Genomic DNA, 20,029 nt, shown 5'->3' with positions numbered 1-20,029 from the left:
CCATATGGCCGTGAGCCGCGCCGATGCGCTAGTACCGGTCGGACGCAATTGAGAGCGAGGAAGAGATCATGGGCGAACGGATCAGCATCAAGACGCCGGACGGCGATTTTTCGGCCTATGTCGCCCGCCCGGCCGCCGCAACGGCTCCGGCCGTGGTGGTGATCCAGGAGATCTTCGGCGTGAACCAGGTGATGCGCGACATCACCGACGGCCTGGCCGCCCAGGGCTACCTCGCGATCTGCCCCGACCTGTTCTGGCGCATCGAGCCCGACATCGACATCACCGACCAGTCCGAAGCGGAGTGGAAGAAGGCGTTCGAACTGTTCAACGCCTTCGACACCGACCTCGGGGTGAAGGATCTCCAGGCCACCATCACTGCGATCCGCGCCGACGCCGGCTCGACCGGAAAGGTCGGATCGGTCGGCTTCTGCCTCGGCGGCAAGCTCGCCTTCCTCACCGCCACGCGCACCGATGTCGACGCGGCGGTGTCGTACTACGGCGTCGGCATCGAGAATCTGGTGGGTGAAGCCGAGAAGCTGACCCGCCCGCTGCTGATGCACATCGCCGAGGAAGACGCCTTTGTGCCCAAGGAGGCCCAGGCCATCATCGTCAAGGCGCTCAAGGACCACCCCCAGGTCGAAATCCACACCTATCCGGGTCGCGATCACGCCTTCGCCCGCGTCGGCGGCGAGCACTACCATGCCGGCGATGCGACCACGGCCGGCGAACGCACCCTGGCGTTCTTCAAGCGGACGGTCGGCTGATGAAGGCGATCCGTTTCGAGCGCACCGGCGGCCCCGAGGTCCTGGAGGTCGTTGACCTTCCCACGCCCGAGCCCGGCCCCGGTCAGGTTCTCGTCCGCCACGAGGCGGTGGGAATCAACTTCATCGACACCTACCACCGCACGGGGCTGTACCCCGTGAAGCTGCCGTGCACCCCCGGCGGCGAGGCCGCCGGCGTGATCCAAGCCGTCGGGGACGGTGTCGTCCGTCACAAGGTCGGCGACCGTGTCGCGTACATGAGCGGCTTCGGAGCTTACGCCGAAGCCAACGTGGTCGCGGCCGACCGCGCGGTCCGGATTCCGGACGGCTTCGACTCGCGCATCGCCGCCGCGATCCTCCTCAAGGGCATGACGACCGAAGCCTTCATCCGCCGCACCTATCCCGTGAAGGCGGGCGAGACCGTGCTGGTCCACGCGGCCGTCGGCGGGGTCGGCCAGATCATGACCCAGTGGCTCAAGGCCCTGGGCGCCGAAGTGATCGCAACCGTGGGGTCCGAGGCCAAGGCGGCCAAGGCCCGCGAACTTGGGGCCGACCATGTCGTCCTCTATCGCGAACAGGACGTGGCGGCCGAGGTGCGGCGGATCACGGGGGGCAAGGGCGTGCCGGTCGCCTACGACTCCGTGGGCAAGGACACCTTCGAAGGCACGCTCGCCAGCCTGGCCCGCCGGGGGCTGTTCGTCAGCTTCGGCAACGCCTCGGGTCCGGTCCCGCCCTTCGCGCCGGGACGCCTCGCCCAGGGTGGGTCGCTCTATCTCACCCGCCCCACCCTTTTCGACTATGTGGCCACCACCGAGGAACTGGACGCGTCGGCGGCCGCCGTGTTCGACATCGTGGCCTCGGGAAAGGTGAAGATCGAGATCGGCCAGACCTTCCCGCTGGCGGACGCCCGCAAGGCGCATGAGGCGCTGGAAAGCCGGTCCACCGTCGGGGCGAGCCTTCTGATCCCATGATCGTGACGTCTCCCGCCCCACGCGTTTCACGTGAAACGGGGCGGGAGGCGCCCCGATCCCCGGCCCGGAAAACATGCCGCGTCAAAGCAGGCATACCATTCCGGACCGGCCGACGCTTAGACCCCTGAGAATGTTTCACGTGAAACGGCGAAACCTCGTAATACCGGTATGGCCAAAGTCCAACCGTTGGACCCCACGCATCGAACGGCGGTTGTCTTGCGAGCACGCCGGACGCGTATGACTTCGCGCCGACATCCCGCTCGTAGAGCCAGGGAGCAGTGACGTCCATCAGCCCACGGCCCCAAATTCTCTACAGAGCGAATTCCTCATGTCGGACCTTGAAAAGGCTCTGGTTTTTCCGCCCAAAAAGAACTCGGTTCTTCCGTTCGTTCCTTCTGAAACCCGGATCACGACCCTGACCCAGCGGCAGGCTCGTTTACGGTGTATATTCTAGAGAATGGCTTTGGCCGCGGAGGAAACCCATGAGCCCGTTCCGTGAAAACCTGCTCGCCGGAAAGTCGGCCTTCGTCGCCGGCGGGACCAGCGGCATCAACCTGGGGATCGCCAAGCGCTTCGCCGAACTCGGCGCCCGCGTCGCCGTCGTCGGCCGCAACCCCGAGAAGGCCGCCAACGCCGCCCGCGAGATCGGTCGCGACGCCATCGGCCTCTCCGCCGATGTCCGCGACTACGCCGCGATCCGCACGGCGATGGAGCAGGTGGTCGCCCACCAGGGCAAGATGGACATCGTGGTGTCGGGCGCGGCGGGCAATTTCCTGGCGCCCGCCCTGGGCATGTCGGCCAATGCGTTCCGCACCGTCGTGGACATCGACCTCAACGGCACCTTCAACGTCTTCCGCGGCTGCCACGACCTGTTGAACCTGCCGGGCGCCTCGCTGATCGCCATCACGGCGGGCCAGGCGGTGAATCCGTCGCCGCTCCAGATCCACGCCTGCGCCGCCAAGGCCGGGATCAACCAGCTCATCCGCGTGCTGGCGATGGAGTGGGGACCGGACGTTCGGGTGACGGGTATCTCGCCCGGTCCGATCGCCAACACCGAGGGCATGGCGCGCCTGGCTCCCGACGCCGCCGCGCGGGAGGCGCATTACGCCCGCATCCCCATGAAGCGCTGGGGCGAGGTCGAGGAGATCGCCGAGGCGGCCGTCTTCCTGTGCAGCGACGCGGCCCGCTACATCACCGGCACGATCCTGGACGTGGACGGCGGCTCTCAGCTCGGCGACGCCAGCCCCCGCAACATGGCCCGCGGCATGGCGCCGGCGAGCTGACGTCGGGAAAACCGCCCTTCCCTGCTCCCGGCGGGGGCGGGCGGCCAACATGGGGAGGGACGCGAGGCCCCGCCGCCTAGGTGTTCATCGACTGGAAGAAGTCGTCGTTGTTCTTCGACTGCCGCAGCTTGTCGAGCAGGAACTCGATCGCGTCCTGGGCGCCCATCGGATTGAGGATGCGCCTCAGGATGTAGGTCTTCTGGAGGTTCGCCTTGTCGGTGATCAGCTCTTCCTTGCGGGTGCCGGACTTGAGCACGTCGATCGCCGGATAGATGCGCTTGTCGGCCACCTTGCGGTCGAGGACGATTTCCGAGTTCCCCGTGCCCTTGAACTCTTCGAAGATGACCTCGTCCATGCGCGAGCCGGTGTCGATCAGGGCCGTGGCGATAATGGTCAGCGAGCCGCCTTCCTCGATGTTCCGCGCCGCGCCGAAGAAGCGCTTGGGCCGCTGGAGGGCGTTGGCGTCGACACCGCCGGTCAACACCTTGCCCGAGGACGGGACCACCGTGTTGTAGGCCCGGCCCAGGCGGGTGACCGAGTCCAGGAGGATCACCACGTCGCGCTTGTGCTCGACCAGGCGTTTGGCCTTCTCGATCACCATCTCGGCGACCTGCACGTGGCGGGTGGCCGGCTCGTCGAAGGTCGAGGAGATGACCTCGCCCTTCACCGTGCGCTGCATGTCGGTGACTTCTTCCGGGCGCTCGTCGATCAGAAGGACGATCAGGTAGCACTCGGGATGGTTGGTCTCGATCGACTTGGCGATGTTCTGCAGCATCACCGTCTTGCCGACCCGCGGCGGGGCGGTGATCAGGCAGCGTTGCCCCTTGCCCAGGGGCGCCACGATGTCGATGACCCGGCCCGAACGATCCTTCAGCGTGGGATCCTGGATCTCCATGGTCAGGCGCTGGTCGGGATAGAGCGGCGTCAGGTTGTCGAACATCACCTTGTGGCGGACGTTCTCGGGCGCCTCGAAGTTGATCTGGCGCACATTGACCAGGGCGAAATAGCGCTCGCCCTCGCGCGGCGCGCGGACGGCGCCCACCACCGTATCGCCGGTGCGCAGGCCGAACTTCCGGATCTGCGAGGGGCTGACGTAGACGTCGTCCGGGCCCGGCAGGTAGTTGGCCTCGGGGCTGCGCAGGAAGCCGAAGCCGTCCTGCACCACTTCCAGCGTACCCGAGCCCTCGATCTCGACGCCCTCTTCCGCGAGCGTCTTCAGGATCGCGAACATCATGTCCTGCTTGCGCATGGAGTTCGCGGATTCGACTTCGAGCTGCTCGGCGAAGGCCAGCAGGTCGGCCGGCGACTTGTCCTTCAGCTCCTGCAGGCTCATCCGGGTCAGGCCCATGGCGGCGATCGCCTTGGCGGCCTGCGAGGGCTCCTCGGGTTCGTCGTCGACGCCGTCGGCTTCCGACTCGGCTTCGGCGGCGGCGACGTCCTGAGCGTCGGTCTCGGGCTCGGCGGCGTCGGCCTCGGCGGCCGGAACCTGGTCCTCGGTGTTTTCGGTCTGGTCGGTCATGGGATTCACTTCGGGAAAGCGCACCCGCCGGACGGAGTCCGAGGGTGGGCGGAAAAGGTGTGGGCGCATCGCTGCGCCGTTGTGATCTTCGTCTGGAGGTCCGGCGGTCGGCGCGGATGTCGCGCGGCGCCGGAAAAAGGCGGGGCGCGCCGGGACCCGACGCGTGCGTCAGGGGAACCACAGTTGGGGGGCCGGGGTCAAGGGATCAACCCGTCGCCCGCCATCGCCCGGAAACCCGCCTTGGCCCGAATCTACCGCCCCGGAATCTAGCGCGCCCAGAACTGGAGCGTCACCGCCAGGACCGCCACGACTGCGGCCAGGAAAGGAAGCTCGTTGGTGGCCCGCCAGAATTTCGCGGTCTTCGGCCGCTGGCCGGCGACGAACCGGCGATACGAGCCGGCCAGAAAGCCATGCCAGCCCGACAGGAACAGCACCGCCGCCAGCTTCACCAGCATCCAGGGCTGGGCCAGGAAACTCCACCCCTCGCGGGCGGCGTAGACGTGCCAGAGAACCAGGCTGATCCCCAGGACCCAGGTTAGGCCCATCGAAGGATTTATGATGATCTTCAGGAGCTTGCGCTCCCACACCAGGAAATGGGCGTCGAATTCGCTGCCGGGCGGCGCCGTCTCGGTGTGGTAGGCGTAGAGCCGGGGCAGATACATCATGCCCGACATCCAGGCGATCACCGCGATGATGTGCAGGCCCCGCAGAAGGTCGAAGCTCAGGAATTCCGGCCAGCTCATCGGTCGCCTCCATCCCTGCGCCCGTCCCTGCACCCGCACTTGCCATGCGTCGCCGGGCATCGCCAACCGCCATGCGGCGCGGCGCACCCAGCTTCTCTAGATGCGACCTTGCCCGGCCTTTCCAACGCATTGTCGACCGCATCCGCCAGCTCGGCGATGAATTCCGGCCGCACGCCGGGCGTCCGCGCCCGCAGGTAGGGGACAACGCCCAGGCGCCCCGCCAGCGCAGCGTACTCGTGATCCAGCTCGACCAGCGTCTCCACGTGCTCCGAAACGAAGGCGACGGGACAGATCAGGACGCCCTTGCCGTCCTGCGCCGCCGCCTCGATCGCCTGTTCCGTGGAGGGCTCCAGCCACTTCAACCGGCCGACCCGGCTCTGGAACGAGACCCGCCAGTCGGACAGTTCGGGAGTCCGGGCCGCCACCGCCTCAGCCGTCGCTCGGATCTGGGCCTCGTAGGGATCGCCGTCGTCCACCACCCGCTGCGGCAAGCCGTGGGCCGAGAACAGCAGGCGGACGTTGGACGGCCGCCCGGCCGCGTCCCAGACTTTGCGGATCTCGGCGGCGTAGGCCTCGGCGAGACCGCTCGCCGTCGGATAGCAGCCCACCGCCCGGATCCGGCCCGGTCCCCGATAGGCGGCGTTCCACGCTTTCAGCGACGACCCCGTCGTCGTCGTGGAGTACTGCGGGTAGAGCGGCAACAGCACGATCTCATCCGGCGCGTAGGCCGCCACGGCCCTGGCCGTTTCCGGGGTCTGCGGCCGCCAGTAGCGCATGGCGATGAAGGCGCGCGCCTCGCGCCCCCGACGCGCGAGTTCCGCCTCGAGCGCAGCGGCCTGGGCCTCGGTCTCGGGCAGCAGCGGCGAACGCCCGCCCATCAGCGCATAGTTGTCCTGGGCGGTCTTTGTCCGCGTTGCGGCGATCAGCGCCGCCAGCGGATAACGCGCGACCGCGGGAAGCTGGATGATCGCGGGATCCCGGAAGAGATTGAACAGGAACGGCCTGACCGCCTCCGGGCTGTCGGGTCCGCCCAGGTTGAACAGGACGACGGCTATCCGGCTCATCCGCCTTTTCCTTCTCCCGACGCGGAAGCGCGCGAAAGGAGAGCCGTCGCCAGGATCATTCCGCCGCCAGCCGGTTCGCGGGCTTGCCCGTCACCCGCTCCACCACCCGGGCGATATGTTCGATCGGCGTGTCGGGCATCACCCCGTGGCCGAGGTTGAAGATGTAAGGCCCCGACGCCCACTGGGCCAGAAGCTGCTCGACCCGCGCCTCCAGAGCCGGCCCGCCGGCCCGCAGCAGCAGGTTGTCGAGCGCGCCCTGGATCGCCTTGCCTTGCGCCTGGATGGAACGCCCCAACCCGGCGCTCGCCTGGGTGTCGAGGGCGACGGCCTGGACCGGAACCCGCTCGGCGTAGCCCTCCACCAAGGCGCCGGCGCTGCGTGGAAAGCCGATGATCGGAGTGTCCACACCGGCGGCCCGGACCTGTTCCACGATCCGCCGATGAGGTCCCACGACGATCCGCTCGAAGACATCCTCGGCCAGGTTGTCGGCCCAGCTCTCGAACAGCTTGAGCACCTGCGCCCCGGCCCTGGCCTGCATGACCAGGTATCGGGCGGTCGCGTCGACCAGGACGTCGAGCAACGCGTCCAGCGCTTCGGGATGGGCGTAGGCGTAGGTTCGGGCGGACTCACGCTGGGACCCGCGGCCTTCCAGCATGTAGGTGGCCACCGTCCAGGGCGCGCCCGCAAAGCCGATCAGCGCCCGTTCGGGTTCCAGCTCGACGCGCACCCTCGCCAGGGTCTCGCCCACGTTGGCCAGGCGCGCGGTCGAACCTTCCACGGCGTCGCGGAGGGCCTCGATCGGCGGCAGCGCCCCCAGGCGCGGGCCTTCGCCCGCCTCGAACCAGACGTCCTGGCCCAGCGCCAGCGGGATCAGCAGGATGTCGGCGAACACGATGGCGGCGTCCATCGGGAAGCGGCGCATGGGCTGAAGCGTGGCTTCGGCCGCCATTTCGGGATGCAGACAGAAGGCGATGAAGTCGGGGGCCTTCTCGCGGAGGACCCGGTACTCGGGCAACGACCGTCCGGCCTGGCGCATGAACCACACCGGCGGCCGGTCGAGGGTCTCACCGGCGAGGACGCGGAGAAGGCGGGGCGTCTGGCTCATGACTGCCTTAAAGCCCGATGCCCTTCCAGGCTCAAGGGCGCCGACGGATCGCTCTTCGTTCTTCAAACAAGGAAAGATTCGAAATGGATGATGGAAGAGGTCGTTGGGCCTGTCGGCGGCGTGGAAAACCTTAACCATCCGTTGACGACCCTCATCCGATCCACAGTCGGCGCCCAGACGGCTGCGGCGCTCGTCGCGACCTGTGAATTGCGGGGACGCCGGCCAGGACCCACGGACCGCCTTAAGGAATCGGTAGGACTTTCGGGGATGATCGGCGGCGCCGGCCGGAGTCCACATCGTTGACCAATGTCCGCCGTCCGGAAATCCACGATGCGCCGGGCCTGGGGGTTAACGGATGGTTAACGGCCCTGGCTGTCCCCGCCCGTCCACGGGCCGACGGGTTCATCCGCCTGACGCAGCGTCTATCCCCATTGGCGTTCAGCTTCGCTAAGAGAGGAATCCACCGGTCCATCCCCAGGGATTTTCGTCCTTGCCCAACGCCCAGCCACCCCGGCTCGCCACCTACTTCCACGTCCATCTCGTCTCGGACTCCACGGGCGAGACGCTGAACGCCATGGCCCGCGCCGTCTGCGCCCGGTTCGAGAACGTCATTCCCATCGAACACATCTACGCCCTGGTCCGTTCCCAGCGGCAGCTCGATCGGGCCCTGGCCGACATCGAGGAGGCGCCGGGCATCGTCCTGCACACCATCGTCGATGCGACTCTGCGCGAGACCCTCGAGGAGGGCTGCCGGCGGCTGGACATGCCGTGCCTGCCGGCCCTGGACCCGCTGGTGGGCGCCATGCAGCGCTACCTCGGCGCCACGACCACCAGCCGGGTGGGCGCGCACCTGCGCCTGGACAACGACTACTTCAATCGGATGGACGCCCTGAACTACGCCATCGGGCATGACGACGGCCAGGGGGGTCAGGACCTCGACCAGGCCGACGTGGTCCTGCTGGGCGTCTCGCGCACGTCCAAGACCCCGACCTGCATCTACTTGGCGCATCGGGGCATCCGGGCGGCCAATGTGCCGCTGGTGCCCGGCCGGCCGCTGCCCGAGAAGCTGTTCCAGCTCAGGAACGCCCTGATCGTCGGCCTGCTGATCTCGCCCGACCGGCTGATCCAGATCCGCCGTAACCGCCTGCTCAGCCTGAAGGAGACCCGCGACACCAGCTACACCGACCAGGAAGCGGTGCGCGAAGAGATCATCGCCGCCCGACGGCTGCTGGAGCGCCACGGCTGGCCCACCATCGACGTCACCCGCCGTTCGGTGGAGGAGACGGCGGCGGCGGTCATGAACCTGCTGCACAAGGGCCACGGCCAGGTCGAGGTCCTGGCGTGAGCCTGAACCAGGCCCCGATCCCGGCCCTCATTCTGGCGTCGAAGAGCACGGCCCGGCGCGCCGTCCTGGACGGGGCCGGCGTAGCCTATGAAGCCGCCTCTCCCGGCGTGGACGAGGACGCGGTGAAGGTGGAAATGCTGGCCGCCGGGGCGGGGCCGGCCGCCATCGCCGAGGCCCTGGCCGAACGCAAGGCCCTGGCTGTTTCGGCGGTCAGGCCCGGCCTGGTGATCGGGGCCGATCAGACCCTGGATCTGGACGGCCGGCTCTACGACAAGGCCGAGGATCTGGCGGCGGCCGGGGAAAGGCTGGCGCTCCTGCGGGGCCGGACCCATCGGCTGCATTCGGCCGTGGTGGTGGCCAGGGACGGCGCGCCCGTCTGGCGGACGCTGGAGACCGCCGTCCTGACCATGCGGGACTTCTCGGACGAATTCCTGGACGACTACCTCGCCACCGAGGGAACCCACGCCCTCGGATCGGTCGGCTGCTACCGGCTGGAGGGACCGGGCGCTCAGCTCTTCTCCCGGATCGAAGGCGACTATTTCTCCATCCTGGGCCTGCCGTTGCTGGGCCTTCTGGACTTCTTGCGAAACGAAGGCGTGCTGGCGGCATGACGGGCGGCGACAGGATCACCGGAAAGACCGTCGTGGCCGGCGTCGTGGGTCGGCCCGTGGCCCACTCGCTGTCGCCGGCCCTGCACAACGCCTGGCTGAAGGCCGCCGGGATCGACGGTGTCTATGTGCCGTTCGCACCGGACGCCCACGGATTCGAGCGGCTGGTCCACGGATTCCGCGGCGGCGCGATCCGCGGGGTCAACGTGACCCTGCCGTTCAAGGAGGAGGCCCTGCGCCTGGCCGACCGGGTCAGCGACGCGGCGCGCGACGCGGCGGCGGCCAACGTCCTGCTGTTCGAGCCCGATGGGCGGATTGTCGCCGACAACACCGACGGCTTCGGCCTGCTCAAGGCCTTTGAGGTCCAGGCCCCGCAATGGTCCGCGGACCGGGGCCCGGTGACCGTCGTGGGCGCCGGCGGCGCCGCCCGCGGGGCGGTGGCCGCCCTGATCCGGGCCGGCGCGCCGAAAGTCTTCGTGGTCAACCGCACCCTCGCCCGGGCCGAGGCGATCGCCCATGCGCTGGGGGCGAAGGTCCGTCCGCTTCCGCTGCCGCATGCGGCCGGCGCCCTGCGGGACTCCACGGCCGTCGTCAACGCCACGTCCGCCGGTCTCGCCGCCGAGGGCGCGCTGGACCTGCCGCTGGACGCCACGCCGGACGGCTGCGTGGTCATGGACATGGTCTACAAGCCTCTGGAGACACCCGTCCTCGCCCAGGCCCGGGCGTTGGGCCGCCCCGTCGTGGACGGCCTGGAGATGCTGATCCGCCAGGCCGAGCCTTCGTTCGAGGCCTTCTTCGGCCGCTATCCGCCAGCGGACGTGGACGTCCGCGCGCTCGCCCTGGAGGCCCTGGGACTATGACCGCACGCAAGCTCATCGGCCTGACCGGCTCGATCGGCATGGGGAAGTCGACGACGGCGGCGATGTTCCGCGACGCCGGCATCCCGGTCTATGACGCCGACGCCGCCGTCCACGACCTCTACGACCAGGGCGGAGCCGCGGTGGGGCCGGTGGGCGAGGCCTTTCCCGGCGTGGTCAGGGACGGACGTGTCGACCGCGAGGCGCTGCGCCAGCGCGTCCTGGGCCAGCCTGACGAACTGAAACGGCTCAACGCCATCGTCCACCCGCTTGTAGGCCAGGACCGTGGAAAATTTTTCAAGCATGTGGATGAGATCGGCGCCGATCTGGTGGTGCTCGATATTCCCCTGCTGTTCGAGACCGGCGGCCACGCCAATGTGGACGTCGTGGTGGTGGTCTCGGCGCCGCCCGAGATGCAGCGCGAGCGGGTCCTGGCGCGTCCGGGCATGACGCCCGACCGCTTCGACGCCATCCTGGCCCAGCAGATGGCCGACGCCGAGAAGCGCGCCCGCGCCCACTATGTGGTGGATACGGGCCAGGGCCTGGAGCACGCGCGCGGCCAGGTCGCGGCGATCATCGCCGATCTGCGCAGGACCGAAGTCTGAGGCGAAGGGTTTCAGGAGACCGGGTTCTCGGCCCGACAGGACGCCCGAGGGTCGAGCACGGTTGAGCCTCCACCCGAACCGCGGCATGGATAGGCCATGGCCCGCGAGATCGTGCTCGACACCGAAACCACCGGCTTCGACCCCCGGACGGGCGACCGCCTGGTCGAGCTGGCGGCGCTGGAGATAGAACACTTCATCCCGACGGGACGCAGCTTCCACGTCTACATCGATCCCTGCCGCGACATGCCGGCCGAGGCGGAGAAGGTGCACGGCCTTTCGGCCGCCTTCCTGAGGGGAAAGCCGCGCTTCGAGCACGCCGAGGTGGTGGATGCGTTCCTGGAGTTCGTGGGCGACGCGCCGATCATCGCGCACAACGCCGCCTTCGACCGGGGCTTCGTGAACTGGGAGCTGGCCAACATCCGCCGGGAAGAGATTCCCGAGGGACGCTGGATCGACACGCTGGCGCTGGCCAAGCAACGCTTCCCCGGCATGCACAATTCGCTGGATGCGCTGTGCAAGCGCTTCAAGATCTCGCTCAGCGAACGCGAGAAGCACGGGGCGCTCATCGACGCCAAGCTGCTGGCCGCGGTGTACCTCGAGCTCAAGGGCGGCCGCGAGCGGCGGCTGGAGCTGACCAGCGCGGTGATGGTCAATGCGGTTTCGGCGGCGTCCAGGGTCGATTACGGCGTCCGGCCACGACCGCTCGCGCCCCGCTCCACGGACGAGGAACGCGCCCGCCACGCCGCCTTCATCCGGGAGAAGGTCAAGGGCGAAGACCTCTGGAGCCGGTTCGGGCTGTAGCGCCGGCCGTCAGCCCAGGTTCCGTTCGCGGGCCAGGATCGCCAGCTCGGTCCGCGAGGTCACCGACAGCTTTTCGTACAGGTTGTGCAGGTGCATCTTCACGGTGCCTTCCGAGATGCCGAGGTCGCGCGCGATCTCCTTGTTGCGTCGGCCCTGGGCGACCAGCCGGACCACCTCGGTCTCCCGCGGGGTCAGGCCCGGCGTGGTCTCGCCGCCCGCCAGCAGCGGCAGCACCTTGTCCATGATGTCCCGGTCCACCCACTGTACGCCGTCGGCCGCCGAGCGGGCCGCGCGCACCAGGACATCGCCCGCGGCGCCTTTCAGCACCAGCCCGTCGACCCGCAGCTTCAGCGCCTCCAGGATCGGCGCGGAGTCCAGGCCGGCGGTCAGCAGCAGCACCCGCGTGGGCCAGTTCCGGCTCCGTACCTCGCGCAGCAGGTCCAGGCCGCTCAGCCGGGGCATGTGGACGTCGAGGATCGCGAGCTGCGGCGACAGGCGCTCCAGCGCGGCCAGCGCCTGGGCCCCATCCTGGCAGCGGGCGACCACGTCGAACGCGGTGTCCGAGAACAGGCCGGCCACCGCTTCGAGCATCAGCGGATGATCGTCGGCGATCAGAACGGAAGTCATGAGGCGAGATCCAGGGGCGTATGCACGACGAGGCGACAGCCGCCGGGATCGTTCTGCACGTCCAGGCGCCCGCCCAGCGCCCGCGCGCGTTCATGCAGCGAACGAGGCGGTTCGGTGGGATTGCGGGTGAAGCCGCGTCCGTTGTCCTGAATGGTCAGGTCGAGCATCCGCCCGTTCGCCCGCGCCTCGATCCGCACGCGGTCGGCCTGGCCGTGGCGCACCGCATTGGCCACCGCTTCGCGCACGATCCAGCGGAGGTCGTAAAGCAGCGGCTCGGGGGCCGCCGTATCGAACGGATCGGCGTCGGCCGAGACCTCGATGCTCCAGTATCGCGACAGCCGCTCCGCGAGGGCGTCCAGCTCGCCCTTCAGCGATCCCGTGGCGGCCCGGCCGGCGCCGTCGGTCGGCCGCATGGCCGAGATGAAGCCGCGCAGCTCGCGCTGTTCCTCTACGATCGCCTGGCGCAGGGTGGCCAGCCGCCCCCGCACCGCGTCGGGCAGGTCCGGCATGCGGTCCAGGGCGTCCAGTTGCAGCCCGGCGCCGGCCAGGAACTGGAGCACCCCGTCGTGAAGGTCCCGGGCCAGCCGGATGCGGTCCTCCACGGCGGCCGCGGCCTGCTGCTCGCGCTGGGCCTCCCAGCGCTCCAGGGCCATGGAGGCCTGGGCGCCCACCATCTCCCCGATCGCCAGGTCCTCGTTCGCCGGCTCGTGATGGTCGAGGACGAAGAGCCAGGCCGAAAGCCCCTGGGACCGGGCGGGGATCGCCAGCACCCGCTGGAACGACGCCGCCTCGCGAAGGGCCGGCGCCAGGGGCTGGGCGGCGCCGACATAGGTCCAGCGGCCGCTGCGCACCAGGGTGGCTCCGGCGCCCGCCTCGTACAGGAACACGCCGTCCGCCGCCTCGCCCAGAACCCAGCCGTCCGCCGTGGGCGGCAACCGTCGACTTTCGAGTTCGCCGTCGCCCAGCAACAGAAGCTGGGCGTAGGGCTCTTCGCTCTCGAGCAGCGCCATGCCGCGCCGGGCTCCGAACACCCGCAGGGCATGGCGGAGAGCGTCGGCGAGCGGCGCCTCGCCGTCCTCGGCGTCCGGTCCGATCGGGTCGGACAGGCGGGACAGCTCCTGCACCACCCGTTCCAGATGGCCGCCGAACGCCGCCATCATGATGGTGATGACCATCGTGTAGCCGATGCGCAGGACGAAGATCTGGCTCTGAAAACTGCCCAGGCTGGTCGCCACGAAGGCGGTCAGCGTCAGGCCCCCCATGACCACCGCGCCCCGCGACCCCCACTGCAGGGTGCCGCTGAGGATCATGAAGATGAACGGGCTGAAGAACGGACTCTCGGCCCCGTTGGTCAGGAAGAGCAGGACCGTGAACACCGCGAAGTCGAGCCCCGAGGTCAGCCAGGGCCGTCGCAGCACGCCGTAGACGAACAGCCGGCTGCGCGTTCCGGCCAGCATGAGCAGGCTGTAGGCCAGGTAGCCGACGATCAGGCCCCGCACGATGGCGTCGTCCGCGACGTGACCGACCACCAGCGACAGGCACAGGAACGCGGCGAGGATCGCCCGTCCAAGGGCGATGATGCGCTCGCCCCGAACCGAGAAGAGCCGTCCGCCGTCCAAAGTCCCGCGTCCTCCGGGCGGCCTGTCGCGCCCCCATCACCACTGACGTCCCCACGGACCTCACCACTATCCGCGATCGTCCGGCGCCGCGACACCTGATCGAAAGTTAGGGGTGCGGCCTGTCCGTCACGCCAGATTGTTACGCCGGCTCCACCGCGGATAATCCCCGGCAAGGTCGCCCACCCTCCGCCCCGTCGCCCTGGCCACGCCTGGCCGGACGCGGGCCGGCAAGGTCGGCGAAGGCGGTCTGTGACCGCGGACAGAGGGATTTGTGATGGTGCGTTTCTCGACTTTGGCCTTTACGGCCGCTCTCGTGGCCGGCGGCGTCTCCGCCGCCGCTTCGGGCGCCGAAGCCGCGACGCTGGTCCAGGTGGCCAGCTTCAATCAGGTGGGCGGCGGTAAGACATTCGCCTGGGACGGCTCGGGCGCCAACGCCGGCCGGCTGATCTCCAACAGCAGTCTGGCGGTAAATCCCACCGCATCGGCCTATGCGGGCGCCACCGCCCAGTGGATCGACGTCCTGTTCAACCTGAACGACGCCGGACTCTACGGCCTCACCGCCCAGCTGCTGTTCGACGCGAGCGCCCCCAGCGGCGGCGCCTCCCAGCTCACGGCCGGGGCGCCGATCCGCCAGAGCGACCTGAACGGATCGTTCCAGTTCAAGTACACGGGGCTGACTCCCATCACCGCGTACGGGAACACGATCGGCACGGGGGGAATCCTGCTCAGCGGCACGTTCACCCACGGATGGCTGTCGGTGGGCGGCACGTCGGGCGGCCTCGCCGACTCCTTCGCCCTGACGGGCGGCACGGTGACCCTGGCGTCCGACGTCATTCCGGCGAACCGCCTGTTCGACGGCGACCTGGCCCTGGCCTTCACGGGTCTGAACCAGGTGGCGGCCATCACCGGCTCGGGCTCTACGCGCCAGCTGCGCGATTTCCGCGCCTCGGTCGGCGGCGTGATCGGCGCGGCGGCCGTGCCGGAACCGGCGACCTGGGGCCTGATGATCGGCGGTTTCTTCGGGACCGGCTCGGTCCTGCGGCGGCGGCGTCGCGCGCTGCCCGTCGCCTGAGCATTCGCCTGAGGGCTGGGCCCCTCGCGGGCTCACGCCCGGCCCCGCGCCGCCAAGGAGGCTTCTCAACCCGGCCGCCAGCCCATAGATCAGGCTGAACAACGCGTTCTGGGGATCGCGTTCTGGGGAAGGGAACACACCGTATGGCGGATGCCGAAGCCGGGCAGCCGGGCGAAAAGCCGGCTTCGCTCAAGACCGTGGTCGCCGCTTCGTCGGCCGGCACGACCTTCGAGTGGTACGACTTCTTCGTCTTCGGAAGCCTGACCGGCGTCATCTCCCGGACGTTCTTCACGGGGCTCCCCGAAACGGCGGCCCTTGCGGCCGCCCTGGCGCTGTTCGGAGCGGGCTTCCTGTTCCGTCCGCTCGGCGCCCTGGTCTTCGGCCGGATCGGCGACCAGGCCGGCCGCAAGGGGGCGTTCCTGGCCACGGTGCTGCTGATGGGCGGCGCCACGCTGGCCATCGGCCTCCTGCCTTCCTACACCCAGGCCGGACTGATCGGGCCGATCCTGCTGATCCTCATGCGCATCCTTCAGGGGTTCGCGCTCGGCGGCGAGTATGGCGGCGCCGCGATCTATGTGGCCGAACACGCGCCGTCGAACCGCCGCGGCTTCGCCACGAGCTGGATCCAGAGTTCCGCGGCCTTCGGCCTGTTCGGCGCCCTGATCGTCATCCTCCTCTCGCGCCTGGCCGTCGGACCCGAGGCGTTCGAGGCCTGGGGCTGGCGCATTCCGTTCCTGTTCTCGGGCGTGCTGCTGGCCATCTCGGTCTGGATGCGCCTCAAGCTGTCCGAGAGCCCCGAGTTCGAGCGGCTGAAGGCCGAGGGCAAGCAGAGCAAGGCGCCGTTCAAGGAAGCCTTCGGCGAATGGCCGAACCTCAGGCTGGTGCTGATCGCCCTGGTGGCCATCATGTTCGCCCAGGGGGCGGTCTGGTACACGGCGTTCTTCTACGTCCAGACCTTCATGGAGCGGTTCCTTCGCGCGCCGCCCGAGACGATCAACCTGCTGATGCTGGCCGCGGTGGCCGCCAGCGCGTTCCTCTACGTGTTCTTCGGCTGGCTGTCGGATCGCGTGGGCCGCAAGACGGTGATGCTGTTCGGCATGACCCTCATGCTGGTGGCCTACTTCCCGGGCTTCCACCTGCTCGCCCAGACGCTGAACCCGGCCCTGGCCGAGGCCGAGGCGCGGACGCCGGTGGTGGTCATCGCCGATCCGGCCGACTGCAAGCTTCAGTTCGATCCCGTGGGGCGCGGCAGCTTCCTGTCGTCATGCGACATCGCCAAGTCCACCCTGGCCAACGCCGGCATCTCCTACACCAACCAGGCCGGCGCGCCCGGCCAGGCGGCGTTGGTCCGGGTCGGCGAACAGACCATCCCCTCGGCCAGCGCCGCGGGTCTCGCCCCGGAAGCGTCCAAGGCCGTGAAGGCCAGCGTCGAGGCGCGGATCAAGGCGGCCCTCACCAGCGCCGGCTATCCTGAAAAGGCGGACCCCGAGCGCATGAACCTGCTGGGGGCGTTCGGCGTGCTGCTGGTCTTCACGATCGCGGCCACGGCGCTTTACGGGCCCATCGCGGCCTGCCTGGTGGAGCTGTTCCCGACCAAGGTGCGCTACACGGCGCTGTCGTTGCCCTATCACATCGGCACCGGCTGGGTGGGCGGCTTCGTGCCGTTCACGGCGTTCGCCATCGTGACCGCGACCGGCCAGCTCTATTCGGGCCTCTGGTATCCCTTCGCCTTCACGGCGATCTCGGTGGTCGTCTGCCTGCTGCTGCTGCCCGAGACCCGGGGCAAGCGGCTGGACACCTAGAGGCTGTTGGGGCCTCGAAGGGTGAGAATAGGGTATTGTCGCCTCACCCTCCTCTCCCTGCGGAGGAGCAGGAACGGCGCCGCAACCACCGCGCATGTCTAAAGGCCACGACAAGTCCCTGACAGCTCCTAGCCTTCAGGGGTCTCCCAGGCGCCGAAGGGGTCGCTGAACGGCTTGCCGAGGGCCTCGGCGACGGCCGGATGGGTGATCTCGCCGGCCAGCACGTTCAGGCCCCGGGCCAGGTGGATATCGGCCTTCAGGGCGTCCAGGCCCCGGTCCGCAAGCTGCAGGCCGAACGGCAGGGTGGCGTGCACCAGGGCCTCGGACGAGGTGCGCGGCGCGGCCCCCGGCATGTTGGCGACGCAGTAGTGGACGACGCCGTCCACCTCGTAGGTGGGGTCCTTGTGCGTCGTCGGCCGGCTGGTCTCGAAACAGCCGCCCTGGTCGATGGACACGTCCACCAGCACCGAGCCGGGCTTCATCCGGGGCAGGTGCGCCGCCGTCACCAGCTTGGGCGCCGAGGCGCCCGCGGTCAGCACCGCGCCGATCACCACGTCGGCCTTCAGGATCTCCTCGTCCACCGCGTCGCGGGTGGAATAGCGGGTGACGACGCGGCCCTGGAACATGTCGTCCAGCTCGCGCATCCGCGGGATCGAGCGCTCGACCACCACCACCTCGGCGCCCAGGCCGGCGGCCATCCGCGCCGCGTTCATGCCCACCACGCCGCCGCCCAGAACCAGCACCCGGGCCGGCGGCGATCCGGGCACGCCGCAGATCAGCAGGCCCATGCCGCCGTTGTGCTTCAGCAGGGTCTCGCCGGCCGAGAGCACCGCGAGCCGCCCGGCCACCTCGGACATGGGCGCGAGCAGCGGCAGGCCGCCGTCGGCGTCGGTCACGGTCTCGTAGGCGATCGCGGCGCAGCCGCTCGCCAGCAGCCCTTCGGCCTGCGCCCGATCGGGCGCCAGGTGCAGATAGGTGAAGAGGATGTGGTCGTTCGTCAGCCGCGCCCACTCCAGCGCCTGCGGCTCCTTGACCTTCACGATCAGCCGCGCCGCGTCGAACACCGTCGCGGCGTCGGGCAGCAGACTCGCCCCGGCGCGGGCATAGAGGTCGTCGCCGTAGCCCGCCCCGACGCCGGCCCCCGTCTCCACGAACACCTCGTGCCCATGGCCCACATACTCGCGCACCGCCGTGGGCGTCAGCCCGACACGATATTCGTCCGGCTTGATCTCTCTCGGCACGCCGACACGCATAAGGTGACCTTTCGAGGCGGATTATTCCTTGAAGCAGGAGCTTGAGGGGCGCTCATTCCAGGATCAACGGGCGAAGGGTCGAATGGCGACGCTGTCGGAATGGACCTAAGGTCTCCAGCCGATGAAGAAGATGGGTCCAAGTCGTCGCGACATCCAGGTCGCGCGGGAATTTCGACGGGCCGCTCTGCCGGAGTCGGAATCGCATGGCGGCAGGCTCCTGCTCGCCATCCTCCTTCTTGCCGCGATATTGATGGCCATTCTGTGGGAAGCGACGCCGGTCGGCCCGACGACCGAGGTCTACGGTTCGGTTCTGCGGCTGGGCACCCTTCCGTCCGAGTATGGGACCAGGGCGTTCGCCATATCGCATGTCGGCGACCGGGAGGTGCGTGTGAACCTCTATCCGGGAACCTTCTGTCGCGTGGGTGATCGAATCCTCATTTGTCGCCAGCAGATGGCATGGGGCTTTCGCCATGGCGCGGGTCCACGAGCCTGCTCCGCCTTCACGACTGAGCCGCCGCCGGACTCTCGCTGATCTCCTCGAGCGTCCGGCCCACCTGCTTGGCGCCGTACTCCTGGGCCACATCGCCCAGCGACAGGATCCCGGCCAGGCGGCCGCCGTCGTTCAGCACCACCAGCCGGCGGATCTGCTTCCCGCCCATCTTACCCGCGGCGTCGGCGACGCTGTCGTCCTCGCGGCAGGTCTCGACGTCTTCGGTCATCACCTCGGAGACCGGCGTGCTGAGCGGCAGGCCCTCGGCCACCGCCCGCAGGACGATGTCGCGGTCGGTGATCAGGCCCACCACCTTGCCGTCGTCGGTTACTGGCACGGCGCCGGTCTCGATCTGAGCCATGGTGCGCGCCACCTCGGCGATGGTGGAGCGGGGCGTGGCGGTGACCACCTGGGCGGTCATGACGTCGGCGACTTTCATGGAGATGCCTCTGCAACCGGTTGGGTGCAGGAAAACGCGATCCCCGTGTCCAGCGTTCCGTCGGCGGGTGTTTGCCTGAGGTCTACCGGGCGTTCTCGAACGCCGGCGGCGTGGGGATGTCGGCGCCGCCCGGTCGGGGCGCGAGGACCACGGCGGCCAGCGCCGCGAGCGCGACGAGGCCGAGTTTCGGCGCGGCCCTCGGGCCGGATCTCGACAGGTGGCCAGCTCGCGACATGGGAGCGTTTCCGAATTCCAGTCCCGGCATTCTGCCCGTCCAGGCCTAATGATCGATGACTTCCGGACAAAATATTCGTGGCGCCCGTTACTTGAGGACGCCCCTTACTTTAGGACGCAGGCGGTCAGGCCCTCGTTCCGGACCACGCGGGCGTTGCGGTTGATGGCGCCCGCGCGGCGCTGCACATAGGGTCCGGGCTTGGCCGCCCGCCAGCCCAGCGGCTTGGGCAGGATCGCCGCCAGCCGCGCCGCCTGTGTGGGGGTGAGCTGGCTGGCCGGAACGCCGAAGTTCTTCCGGGCCGCGGCTTCGGCCCCGTAGACGCCGGGTCCGAACTCGATCGTGTTGAGGTACACCTCCATGATCCGCCGCTTGCCCCAGCCGATCTCGATCAGGCCGGTGAACCAGGTCTCCAGGCCCTTGCGCACCCAGTCCCGCTGCGGCCACAGGAACACGTTCTTGGCGGTCTGTTGGCTGATGGTGGAGCCGCCGCGCAGCCGCTTGCCCGACGCATTGGCCGCCATGGCTTTCTCGATGGCCTCGACGTCGAAGCCCATGTGCTCGCAGAACCGGGCGTCCTCGGCGGCGATCACCGCGCGCACCAGGTTGGGCGAGATGTCGTCCAGGCCGACCCAGCGGCGGTCCAGCCCGTGGCCCTCGAAGACCCGCTGGATCATCAGGATGGTGACGGGCGGTGGGACGAACCGATAGACCGCGACCGCGATCGCCGGGCCGATGAAGAAGACGACGAGGCCGGCGATCACGACGATCTTCAGCGCCGCGCCCAATGCGCCTGCGATCCCGCCCGATTTACCGCGTTTGCCCACGTGGCT

At 69.1% G+C, this 20,029-nt stretch carries 21 protein-coding genes; 11 read left to right on the top strand and 10 right to left on the bottom strand.

All coding sequences use genetic code 11. The features are described 5' to 3' along the window. Positions 1–68: 68 nt before the first annotated feature. From ABS78_RS08430 to ABS78_RS08420, 3 genes are all read left to right on the top strand, one after another. On the top strand, positions 69–764 hold the full coding sequence (locus ABS78_RS08430; protein WP_293377036.1) for a dienelactone hydrolase family protein: 696 nt from the start codon (positions 69–71) through the stop codon (positions 762–764). Then, positions 764–1,732 (top strand): quinone oxidoreductase, encoded by a 969-nt coding sequence (locus tag ABS78_RS08425; protein ID WP_293377033.1) that lies wholly within the window; start codon positions 764–766, stop codon positions 1,730–1,732. The genes ABS78_RS08430 and ABS78_RS08425 overlap by 1 nt, the downstream gene beginning before the upstream one ends. A gap of 482 nt (positions 1,733–2,214) precedes the next feature. Then, positions 2,215–3,015, top strand: coding sequence for an SDR family oxidoreductase (locus tag ABS78_RS08420; protein WP_293377030.1), 801 nt, complete (start codon positions 2,215–2,217; stop codon positions 3,013–3,015). A gap of 76 nt (positions 3,016–3,091) precedes the next feature. Here ABS78_RS08420 and rho read toward each other — a convergent pair whose 3' ends face one another. The 4 genes from rho to hemE all read right to left on the bottom strand — a co-directional run bounded on the left by rho (position 3,092) and on the right by hemE (position 7,446). After that, positions 3,092–4,534: a transcription termination factor Rho gene (gene rho, locus ABS78_RS08415; RefSeq protein WP_293377027.1), complete on the bottom strand. Its 1,443-nt coding sequence runs from the start codon at positions 4,532–4,534 to the stop codon at positions 3,092–3,094. A gap of 266 nt (positions 4,535–4,800) precedes the next feature. Beyond that, positions 4,801–5,277 carry a CopD family protein gene (locus tag ABS78_RS08410; protein WP_293377024.1) on the bottom strand — a complete coding sequence of 159 codons (477 nt, stop codon included), beginning with the start codon at positions 5,275–5,277 and terminating at the stop codon, positions 4,801–4,803. Then, entirely contained in the window at positions 5,274–6,341 is a 1,068-nt protein-coding gene (gene hemH / locus ABS78_RS08405) for a ferrochelatase (protein WP_293377021.1), read from the bottom strand. The genes ABS78_RS08410 and hemH overlap by 4 nt, the downstream gene beginning before the upstream one ends. Before the next feature lie 55 nt (positions 6,342–6,396). Further along, the gene (gene hemE / locus ABS78_RS08400) at positions 6,397–7,446 is read right to left on the bottom strand and encodes a uroporphyrinogen decarboxylase (protein WP_293377018.1); all 1,050 of its coding nucleotides are present in this window, start codon (positions 7,444–7,446) and stop codon (positions 6,397–6,399) included. Positions 7,447–7,936: 490 nt separating this feature from the next. Between hemE and ABS78_RS08395 the strand changes: the two genes are divergently transcribed. The 5 genes from ABS78_RS08395 to dnaQ all read left to right on the top strand — a co-directional run bounded on the left by ABS78_RS08395 (position 7,937) and on the right by dnaQ (position 11,662). Next, positions 7,937–8,791, top strand: coding sequence for a pyruvate, water dikinase regulatory protein (locus tag ABS78_RS08395; RefSeq protein WP_293377015.1), 855 nt, complete (start codon positions 7,937–7,939; stop codon positions 8,789–8,791). A 17-nt stretch (positions 8,792–8,808) separates the two neighbouring features. Then, complete coding sequence (locus ABS78_RS08390; RefSeq protein ID WP_293377171.1) at positions 8,809–9,402, top strand: Maf family protein; 594 nt, start codon at positions 8,809–8,811, stop codon at positions 9,400–9,402. Beyond that, entirely contained in the window at positions 9,399–10,259 is an 861-nt protein-coding gene (gene aroE / locus ABS78_RS08385; protein ID WP_293377012.1) for a shikimate dehydrogenase, read from the top strand. The genes ABS78_RS08390 and aroE overlap by 4 nt, the downstream gene beginning before the upstream one ends. Further along, positions 10,256–10,861 carry a dephospho-CoA kinase gene (coaE, locus tag ABS78_RS08380; protein ID WP_293377009.1) on the top strand — a complete coding sequence of 202 codons (606 nt, stop codon included), beginning with the start codon at positions 10,256–10,258 and terminating at the stop codon, positions 10,859–10,861. Before aroE ends, coaE begins: the two co-directional genes overlap by 4 nt. Before the next feature lie 96 nt (positions 10,862–10,957). Beyond that, the gene (dnaQ, locus tag ABS78_RS08375) at positions 10,958–11,662 is read left to right on the top strand and encodes a DNA polymerase III subunit epsilon (RefSeq protein WP_293377006.1); all 705 of its coding nucleotides are present in this window, start codon (positions 10,958–10,960) and stop codon (positions 11,660–11,662) included. Positions 11,663–11,671: 9 nt separating this feature from the next. Here the strand turns inward: dnaQ and ABS78_RS08370 are convergent, their stop codons facing one another. Both ABS78_RS08370 and ABS78_RS08365 read right to left on the bottom strand, forming a co-directional pair. Further along, the gene (locus ABS78_RS08370; RefSeq protein ID WP_293377003.1) at positions 11,672–12,289 is read right to left on the bottom strand and encodes a response regulator transcription factor; all 618 of its coding nucleotides are present in this window, start codon (positions 12,287–12,289) and stop codon (positions 11,672–11,674) included. Then, complete coding sequence (locus ABS78_RS08365; protein WP_293377000.1) at positions 12,286–13,908, bottom strand: histidine kinase; 1,623 nt, start codon at positions 13,906–13,908, stop codon at positions 12,286–12,288. The genes ABS78_RS08370 and ABS78_RS08365 overlap by 4 nt, the downstream gene beginning before the upstream one ends. 277 nt (positions 13,909–14,185) lie before the next feature. Between ABS78_RS08365 and ABS78_RS08360 the strand changes: the two genes are divergently transcribed. Both ABS78_RS08360 and ABS78_RS08355 read left to right on the top strand, forming a co-directional pair. Further along, positions 14,186–14,980, top strand: a complete 795-nt coding sequence (locus ABS78_RS08360) for a PEPxxWA-CTERM sorting domain-containing protein (RefSeq protein ID WP_293376997.1) — start codon at positions 14,186–14,188, stop codon at positions 14,978–14,980. 143 nt (positions 14,981–15,123) lie between these two features. Further along, the gene (locus ABS78_RS08355) at positions 15,124–16,782 is read left to right on the top strand and encodes an MFS transporter (RefSeq protein WP_293376994.1); all 1,659 of its coding nucleotides are present in this window, start codon (positions 15,124–15,126) and stop codon (positions 16,780–16,782) included. Positions 16,783–16,910: 128 nt separating this feature from the next. On the opposite strand, the gene ald is transcribed toward ABS78_RS08355, so the two are convergent. Further along, on the bottom strand, positions 16,911–18,035 hold the full coding sequence (gene ald, locus ABS78_RS08350; protein ID WP_293376991.1) for an alanine dehydrogenase: 1,125 nt from the start codon (positions 18,033–18,035) through the stop codon (positions 16,911–16,913). 121 nt (positions 18,036–18,156) lie between these two features. Between ald and ABS78_RS08345 the strand changes: the two genes are divergently transcribed. Continuing rightward, positions 18,157–18,567 carry a hypothetical protein gene (locus ABS78_RS08345; RefSeq protein WP_293376988.1) on the top strand — a complete coding sequence of 137 codons (411 nt, stop codon included), beginning with the start codon at positions 18,157–18,159 and terminating at the stop codon, positions 18,565–18,567. Here ABS78_RS08345 and ABS78_RS08340 read toward each other — a convergent pair. The 3 genes from ABS78_RS08340 to mtgA form a co-directional block, all read right to left on the bottom strand. Next, the gene (locus ABS78_RS08340; RefSeq protein WP_293376985.1) at positions 18,536–18,964 is read right to left on the bottom strand and encodes a CBS domain-containing protein; all 429 of its coding nucleotides are present in this window, start codon (positions 18,962–18,964) and stop codon (positions 18,536–18,538) included. The two genes, ABS78_RS08345 and ABS78_RS08340, sit on opposite strands and share 32 nt — an antisense overlap. A gap of 82 nt (positions 18,965–19,046) precedes the next feature. After that, on the bottom strand, positions 19,047–19,199 hold the full coding sequence (locus tag ABS78_RS08335) for a hypothetical protein (protein ID WP_293376982.1): 153 nt from the start codon (positions 19,197–19,199) through the stop codon (positions 19,047–19,049). Between the two features lie 104 nt (positions 19,200–19,303). Continuing rightward, complete coding sequence (gene mtgA, locus ABS78_RS08330; protein ID WP_293377168.1) at positions 19,304–19,984, bottom strand: monofunctional biosynthetic peptidoglycan transglycosylase; 681 nt, start codon at positions 19,982–19,984, stop codon at positions 19,304–19,306. Positions 19,985–20,029 lie beyond the last annotated feature (45 nt).

This window comes from Phenylobacterium sp. SCN 70-31, from assembly GCF_001724605.1.
In the GTDB taxonomy this organism is placed as follows: domain Bacteria; phylum Pseudomonadota; class Alphaproteobacteria; order Caulobacterales; family Caulobacteraceae; genus Phenylobacterium.
Note: the sequence above shows the minus strand (reverse complement) of the source record. Positions and strands in the feature narration are given on the sequence as shown.